4 protein-coding genes are annotated in these 8221 nt (G+C 69.7%); 3 read left to right on the forward strand and 1 reads right to left on the reverse strand.

Annotated features, from left to right (window positions below):
* Nucleotides 1-67: 67 nt before the first annotated feature.
* Entirely contained in the window at nucleotides 68-3235 is a 3168-nt protein-coding gene (putA, locus tag LRG07_RS13155; protein ID WP_238642625.1) for a bifunctional proline dehydrogenase/L-glutamate gamma-semialdehyde dehydrogenase PutA, read from the reverse strand.
* Between the two features lie 451 nt (nucleotides 3236-3686).
* Here putA and putP point away from each other — a divergent pair, with 451 nt between their 5' ends.
* The 3 genes from putP (at nucleotide 3687) to LRG07_RS13170 (ending at nucleotide 8196) form a co-directional block, all read left to right on the forward strand.
* The gene (gene putP, locus LRG07_RS13160; protein ID WP_274519787.1) at nucleotides 3687-5168 is read left to right on the forward strand and encodes a sodium/proline symporter PutP; all 1482 of its coding nucleotides are present in this window, start codon (nucleotides 3687-3689) and stop codon (nucleotides 5166-5168) included.
* 228 nt (nucleotides 5169-5396) lie between these two features.
* A complete protein-coding gene (tsaA, locus tag LRG07_RS13165; RefSeq protein WP_201168711.1) occupies nucleotides 5397-5876 on the forward strand; it encodes a tRNA (N6-threonylcarbamoyladenosine(37)-N6)-methyltransferase TrmO in 480 nt (159 codons plus the stop codon).
* Nucleotides 5877-5964: 88 nt separating this feature from the next.
* A complete protein-coding gene (locus LRG07_RS13170; protein ID WP_238642628.1) occupies nucleotides 5965-8196 on the forward strand; it encodes a TonB-dependent receptor in 2232 nt (743 codons plus the stop codon).
* Nucleotides 8197-8221 lie beyond the last annotated feature (25 nt).

Raw genomic sequence — 8221 nt, forward strand, 5'->3', positions numbered from 1 at the left:
ATCCACCGGCTCCGGGCTGTGTCGACGCTCAAGCAGGTGAACCGTCTGCCCGCCGGCTCCTCGCCGCTTACGCCTCGTCATCCTCGCCCAGGGCGAAGAGCGAGGCATTGCCCCCGGCCGCGGCCGTGTTCTCCGTGACCACCCGCTCGTTGACGAAGCGCAGTAGGTAGTTCGGACCGCCCGCCTTGAAACCGGTGCCCGACAGCCCCTCGCCGCCGAAGGGCTGCGAGCCGACCACCGCACCGACGATATCCCGGTTCACATAGGCGTTGCCGGCGCGGATCGCCCGCGTGGCCGCATCCCGATGACTGTCGACGCGGCTGTGCACACCGAACGTCAGCCCATAACCGGCGGCGTTGATCCGCTCCACCACCGACTCGAGTTCCCCCGCCCGCCAAGTGGTGTAGTGGAGCATCGGCCCAAAGAACTCCTCCTGCAGGTCCTCGTTGGCGTCCAGCCGGTAGAGCGACGGGGGGACAAAATGGCCGCGGGCTCCGGCGTCGCCCAGAGGTGTTCGATGGACCACCCGGCCGGCGGCGGCCATCGCCTCATGGTGGGCCTCCAGCCGGGCCCGGGCCGAGGCATCGATGACCGGGCCGATGTCGGTGGCCAGCCAGCGCGGGTCGCCGACCCGCAGGGCGTCCATGGCACCGCGCAGCATCTCTAGAAAAGGTTCGGCGATGTCTTCCTGGAGGCAAAGCAGGCGCAGCGCCGAGCAGCGCTGACCGGTACTGAAGAACGCCGAGCGCAGGACATCCACCACCGCCTGCTCGGGCAGGGCGCTGGAGTCCACGATCAGGGCGTTGAGGCCACCGGTCTCGGCGATCAGGGGAACGATGGGGCCGTCACGCCCGGCCAGGGTGCGGTGGATCTGCTGCGCCGTAGCCACCGAGCCGGTGAAGGCCACGCCGTCGATGCGCCGGTCGGCGACCAGCGGCGGCCCGATGCGCCCGCCCTCGCCGGGTAGCAGGTGGAGCACGTCGCCAGGGATGCCCGCCTGGTGCATCAGCGTCACCGCCCGTTGGGCGATCAGCGGCGTCTGCTCCGCCGGCTTGGCGATCACTGCGTTGCCGGCGGCCAGGGCGGCGGTGATCTGACCGGTGAAGATCGCCAGCGGCAGGTTCCAGGGGCTGATGCACAGATACGTGCCGCGGCCATGGAGTTGTAGCGTGTTGGTCTCGCCGGTTGGGCCGGGTAGCGGCGTCGGCTCAGCCATCAGTCGTCGCGCCTGGGCGGCGTAGTAACGGCAGAAGTCCACCGCCTCGCGGACCTCGGCGATGCCATCGCGCAGCGTCTTGCCGCCCTCCAGGGTGCAGAGGGTCATGAGTTCGGCGGTGTGCGCCTCGTAGAGGTCGGCCAAGCGTTCCAGGGCGCGGGCGCGCTCTTCGACCGGTGTGGCGGCCCAGCGCGGCCACGCTGCGGCGGCGCCGGCCAGGGCCTGCTCCAGGTGTTCGGGGCCGGCCCACAGCACGCTGCCCACCCGCTGCCCGGTGTCGGTGGGGCTGCAGACGTCGGCCCAGGTGCCGTCGGCTTCGGGGGCGCCACGGCCGTTGATGATCGGCCGCGCCTCACGCCGGGACTCGGCAGCGGCGGTCATCGCCTCGGCCAGGGTCGCGGTCTCCTGGCGGTTGGAGAAGTCGATGCCGCGGCTGTTGGTTCGGTCCGGGCCGAAGATCCCGGCCGGCAGCGGCAGGTGGGGGTGGCGCAGGGTCGGGCGCGAGCGCAGGTGCTCCACCGGATCGGCGATCAGGGTCTCCACATCGCCCTCGTGGATCCGGTTGACGAAGGAGGAGTTGGCGCCGTTCTCGAGCAGCCGACGGACCAGGTAGGGGAGCAGGGCCTCGTGCTGGCCCACCGGCGCGTAAATACGCACCGGGACACCCCGGCCGGGGCGGGCGTCGACGAGTTGATCGTAAAGCTCGTCGGCCATGCCGTGCAGGCGCTGGAACTCGAAGGGTTGCTCTTCGGCCAGTTCCAGCACGGCGGCCACCGTGTGGGCGTTGTGGGTGGCGAACTGGGGGTAGATCTGTTCGGGGTAGCGCAGCATGCGCCGGGCGCAGGCCAGGAAGCAGACGTCGCTGGCCGCCTTGCGCGTGAAGACGGGGTAGTCGTCGAGGCCCTGGATCTGGGTGTCCTTGACCTCGGTGTCCCAGTAGGCGCCCTTGACCAGGCGGACCCGCAGCCGTCGCTGGTGGTGCCGCGCCCGTTCGGCGAGCCACTCGATCCACTCCGGCGCCCGCTTCTGGTAGGCCTGCACCGCGATCCCCAGGCCGTGCCAGTCGGCCAGTTCGGGGTCGGCCATCACCGCCTCGAGCACGTCCAGGGTCAGATCCAACCGGGCCGCTTCCTCGGCGTCCACGCACAGGGCGATGCCGGCCTCCCGGGCCCGTCGGCAGAGCGCCTGCAGCCGTGGGATGACCGTCTCCCGGACGCGTTCCTCCTGGCCGGGCTCGAAGCGCGGGTCGAGGGCCGAGAGCTTCACCGAGACCTCGGCGCGGGCGTCCATCGATGCGTTGGGGTCGGCGCTGCGGCCAAAGTGTTCGATCCCTGCGCAGTAAGCCTGGAAGAAGCGCTCGGCGTCGGCATCGGTCCGCGCCGCTTCGCCGAGCATGTCGTAGGAGTAGCGGTACCCCTTGGCTTCGAGCTTGCGGGCACGCCGCTGCGCCTCGGGGATGTCGCGGCCGAGGACAAAGGTCTCGCCGAGCAGGCCCATGGAGCGGCGCACCGCGCGGCGGATCAGTGGCGCCCCCCGGCGCGCCATGGCACCGCGCAGTTGAGCCCCGAACCAGCGTTCGGCTTCGCCGGCATCGAGGATCCGCCCGGTCAGCGCCAGGCCCAGGGTGGCGGCGTTGACCAGCAGGCGGCGGTCGCGGCCCAGGTGCGATGACCAGCCTCCGGCGCCGAGCTTGTCGTGGATCAACCGATCGGCCGTGGGGGCGTCGGGGATGCGCAGTAACGCTTCGGCCAGGCACATGAGCGCGACCCCTTCCTCGCTGGAGAGGTCGTACTCGTGGAGCAGCGCGGTCAGCGAGGACTGGCGGCGCTGGGCACGGATCATGCCGTGGACCAGGGTGCGGGCCCGCTCCTGGATACGCGCCCGGGTCTGCGGGTTGCACTCGGCCTCCCGGATTAGGGCCTGGCTGCGGGTGGGCTCGTCGATGCGATAGGCCGCGGCCAGGGGTTGGCGCTCGACGGGCAGCAGCTGCTCGGGGTCCGGATGGACGAACGCGCTCATGGCACCTCCTCGGGCGGATCGAATCAGGGCGGACATCGCCTGCTGCGTGCAGGGCGCGTGCCAGCCCGCCCCGCGCGCAGTGCTCGGCCTGCGAGCGGGCGGCGCTTTCCCTGATTGTGGCGCCTGTCGGCCGGGTCGGCGAGGGCGGTATGCCGGCGCAGTGCCTTGCACGATCGCAGTGCCTGGTATTTCATCCCCGGTCACGCATGGTGCAATCGCCGCGCCTGCGTCCGGGGATGCCGGGCGGTGCGCAGCGGCACGGAATCTGCACCCGGTAATCGTTGACCCTGACCCGCGGCCGCCGGGCGGCGGGCGTTGCACAAGCGGAGGAGCGGGCTATGGAAGAGAACCTCACGGCAGCCACCTGGTTCTGGCTGCTGGTGCCGATGTTGCTGGTGGTGGTGCTCGCGCTGGCGAGCCTGGTGCGCCGCAAGCTGCGGGAGGAGGACCAATGAACGGGGAGCTCGACCTGAACATCCCGCTGCTGGCGACCTTTGTCGTCTACCTGATCCTCATGATCCTGGTGGGGCTCTTCGCCTACCGCTTCACCAAGAGCCTGGCCGACTACATCCTCGGCGGGCGGCGTCTCGGATCGGGGACTGCGGCCCTGTCCGCCGGCGCCTCGGACATGAGCGGCTGGCTGCTGCTCGGCTTGCCCGGGGCGGTCTACGCCTCGGGGATGAATCAGATCTGGATCGCGGTGGGCCTGGCCATCGGCGCCTACCTCAACTGGCAGTTCATCGCCGAGCGGCTGCGCCGCTACACCGAGGTGGCGCGGGACTCCATCACCATCCCCGCCTACTTTGAGAACCGTTTCCGGGACCGGACCTCCGCCCTGCGCGTGGTCTCCGCCCTGGTGATCCTGCTCTTTTTCACCTTCTACACCTCGGCCGGGCTGGTGGCGGCGGGCACGCTGTTCGAGGACACCTTTGGCGTGGACTACACGCTGGCCCTGGCGGTCGGCGCCTCGGTGATCCTGGTCTACACCCTGCTTGGCGGCTTCCTGGCGGTTAGTTGGACCGACTTCATCCAGGGCATCCTGATGTTCGTCGCGCTGATCCTGGTGCCGGTGATCACGGTGATGAATCTCGGCGGCTGGTCGGAGACCGCCGGGGCGGTGGCGGACTTCGAGCCCGGGGCGCTGGATGCCTTCCACGACGTGACGTTGTTCAGCATCATCTCGCTGATGGCTTGGGGGCTGGGCTACTTCGGGCAGCCCCACGTGCTGACCCGATTCATGGCCATCCGCAGCCCGAAGGACATCCCGGCGGCCCGGTTCATCGGCATCAGCTGGATGGTCTTTGCCCTGTTCGGGGCGATCTTCACCGGCTTTGCCGGTATCGCCTTCTTCGAGGGGACCGGCACCCTGGACAACCCCGAGACGGTCTTCCTGGCCCTGATCCAGGCGCTGTTCAACCCGTGGGTGGCCGGCTGCCTGCTGGCGGCGGTGCTGGCGGCGATCATGAGCACCATCGACTCGCAGCTGCTGGTCTCCTCCTCGGCCCTGTCCGAGGACTTCTACAAGCGCTTCCTGCGCCCGCGCGCCGGCGATCGCGAGCTGGTCTGGGTCGGCCGTGCCACGGTGCTCGTCATCGGACTCTTCGCAACGCTGTTGGCGTTCGATCCGGACGCCGCGGTCCTCGACCTGGTCGCCTACGCCTGGGCTGGATTCGGTGCCGCCTTCGGCCCGGTGATCATCCTCTCGGTGTTCTGGCGGGGTACCACCCGCAACGGTGCGCTGGCGGGGATCGTCGTCGGTGCGGTGACGGTGGTCGTCTGGGATCTGCTCGAGGGTGGCCTGTTCGATATGTACGAGATCCTGCCCGGCTTCATCCTCGGGACACTGGCGATCCTGGTCTTCAGCCGCATTGGTGGCCGTCCCGGCGAGGAGATCGAGCGCGAGTTCGATCGCGTCCGGGCGCGTATGGACTGACCCGTCGCACCCGCCGCCCGGGGCTCGTTGGTACCTGGGCGGCGGGGGCACGTATCCCTCGCCGCGCCAGGCATTGGGTCCGGGCGGGATCCTTGCCCTCGATGTGCGCCTGCACTTCCCCCGTGCGCCGTGTGCTGATGCAACAAGGCTGCATGCGCCCGCGCAATGACGCAGACTGTGCGCGTTTGCGCCCCGCAGGGGCGTGACCTGCCTGCAGAGGAGGAGCGCATGATCGAGATGCAGCCGATCGGGGTGATCCGCACCCCGCACACCGAACGTCGCGGTATGCCGGTCCAGCCGAGCGGTGCCGGCGACTTCACCGGCCAGGTGGAGGTCGATCCCGCCTACGCGGCCGGGCTCAAGGATCTGGACGGGTTCTCGCACATCACCCTGATCTTTCTCTTCGACCGCAGCGAGGGCTACGAGCTCGAGGTGGTCCCCTTTCTCGATGATCGCCCCCACGGTGTCTTCGCCACCCGGGCGCCCCGGCGGCCGAACCCCATCGGCCTGTCCACCGTGCGACTGGAGGCGGTGCGCGGCAACACCCTCGAGATCCGGGGGCCGGACATGCTCGACGGCACGCCGCTACTCGACATCAAGCCGTGTACGCCGGAGTTGGGTCCACAGGGCCCGGTGCGCCGCGGCTGGCTGGACGAGGCCCGGGCCCGCTTCGCCGAGGGTCGGGCGGACGAGCGCTTCCGGCCGTAGGGGTCGCGGCTGCCGCAGCCCCTGGCGGGCATACGGCTGAGCGGATAAAATAAACAGGACGCATTCGCATTCGCATGAAGGAGGTAGCATGATACTCCGGTTCCGGACCCTCGCGGTATCGTGGCGCGGCGCACTGCCGGCGGCCGGTCTGGCGGGGCTGGCGGCACCGGCGGCGGTGCTTGGGGACTCGGGGGCCGAGGTCCTGCCCCAGGTGACCGTGACCGGCGATCCCCTGGGCAGCCGCACGGAGAGCGAACTCGTGCGCCCGATCTCGGTGGTGGAGGGTGAGGCGCTGGAGCGCCGTCGCGGTGGCGGGACCATCGGCGAGGTCCTCGACGGCCTGCCGGGGATCAGCAACGCGGACTTCGGGCCCGGCGTGGGCCGGCCCACGATCCGTGGCCTGCAGGGGTCCCGGGTCGAGGAGCTGCAGGACGGCATGCGCATCAGCGATGTCTCGGACGAGGGCGTCGATCACGCCGTCGGGGGGGACTCGCGGCGGGCGCAGTCGGTGGAGTTCATCCGCGGGCCGGCGACACTGATGTACGGCTCCGGGGCCGCCGGCGGGGCCGTGAACATGGTCACCAGCCGCTTTGACCCGTTTATCGGGGACCAGGTCTCCGGCCGCCTTTACGGCGCCTACACCGACAATGCCAACAAGCGCCAGGGCTACGCCGGTGTCGAGGTGCCCCTGACCGAGGGGTTCGCCCTGCGCACCGACTACAGCCTCAGTCGCAGCGACGACGCCGACATCGCCGGCTTCCAGCTTGAGGAGGGACGCGACGGCGATCACCTGATCCGCGATACGCTGGTCAACAGCGACGTCAAGGACGACAGCTGGTCGCTGACCGGGATGTGGTCGGAGGACTGGGGCTACATCGGCGTCGGCTACGACCGCTGGGAGATCGAGTACGGCGTGCCGGAGGCCTTCTTCCCGGTGCACAACACAGGCGATATCGACCTCTCCGACGAGTACGAGCGGATCTACGCCGAGCACGACCGCTTCGATCTGCGCAGTGAGTTCTACGACCCGTTCGACGGCTTCTCGGCCGCCCGTTTCAATCTCTCTTACACCGAGTTCGTCCAGGATGAGATCGAGTACGAGTACGACACGAGCACCGGACGGCTGGACAAGCGAGAGCTGGAGGCGACTTTCGAGCAGGACGAGCTCGACGCCCGGCTGGAGCTGACCCACGATCCCCTGGACGCCCTCGGCGGGCTGCGCGGGACCGTCGGCATCGATTTCCACGACGTGGACTATATCGGCGCGGCTGATGGCGACGACCTCATTCGCCCCACCGAGACCACCTCCACCGGGGTCTTCGTGGTCGAGGAGCTGCCCACCGGCTTCGGCGCCGTCGAGTTCGGCGCCCGGCTCAACCAAGAGCGCTCACGGGCGGCGGATGTGGCGGACCAGCAAATCGAGCAGGTCGCGGACGGCGGCAGCATAGAAGGCGCCGATGGGGTCGAGATCGACGTGCCCGAGCGCAACTTCCAGGAGGAACTCGGCAGCCGCACCTTCACCACCGGCAGCGCCTCCGCCGGCGCCCGCTTCGAGCTCGACGACGCCCACCGCCTGCGCACCTCGGTGACCTACGCCGAGCGCGCCCCCTCGGCCGAGCAGCTCTACGCCTTCGGCCGCCACGGCGCCGCCGGCACCTGGGAGGTGGGGGATCCGGATCTCGGCGAGGAGCAGTACCTCAACCTGGACATCGCCCTGGAGCGCCACCAGGGGGCGGTCCGCTACGACGCCGCGGTCTTCTACAACCGGGTGGATGACTACATCTACTTCCAGAGCTTCGACGACAACGGCGAGCCCCTGCGCGTTGGGGCGGATGACGATGAAGTTGTGCAAGAGGACGGCGGCGATCAGCTGGTCTACAACACCGCCGCCGACGTCCACCTCTACGGCCTGGAGTTCGAGGCGGAGCACGATCTCACCGTGGCCGACTGGCCGGTGACCGCCCGGGCCAGCGGCGACTACCTGCGCGGGCGTTTCCGCGACGGCGGGAGCCTGCCGCGGATGACGGCGCCGCGGCTGGGGATCGGCGTGGACACCGCCTGGCGGACTCTGGACTTCGCCGTGGACTGGCGACACGTTTTCCGGCAGACGGATACCGGTCCGGCGGAGACCGAGACCGGCAGCTACAACCTGGTCGGCTTCGATATCGGCTGGGAACCGCAGGATGTCGAGGAGCTGCGCGTGTTCTTCCGCGGCCGGAACCTCCTCGACGAGGACGGCCGACGCCACGAGAGCTTCTTCAAGAGCTCGGCGCCGATCCTCGGCCGCAACTACACCCTGGGGGCGAGCTACAACTTCTAGCCGGTGGCGTGGCGGGGGGGGGGGG

Origin of the sequence: Halorhodospira sp. 9622, assembly GCF_022228025.1 — a bacterium.
Classification (GTDB): Bacteria; Pseudomonadota; Gammaproteobacteria; order Nitrococcales; family Halorhodospiraceae; genus Halorhodospira; species Halorhodospira halophila_A.

Coding starts and splice junctions, on each gene's coding strand:
- putA (WP_238642625.1), bottom strand. CDS start 3,235: ATGAGCGCGTTCGTCCATCCGGACCCCGAGCAGCTGCTGCCCGTCGAG.
- putP (WP_274519787.1), top strand. CDS start 3,687: ATGAACGGGGAGCTCGACCTGAACATCCCGCTGCTGGCGACCTTTGTC.
- tsaA (WP_201168711.1), top strand. CDS start 5,397: ATGATCGAGATGCAGCCGATCGGGGTGATCCGCACCCCGCACACCGAA.
- LRG07_RS13170 (WP_238642628.1), top strand. CDS start 5,965: ATGATACTCCGGTTCCGGACCCTCGCGGTATCGTGGCGCGGCGCACTG.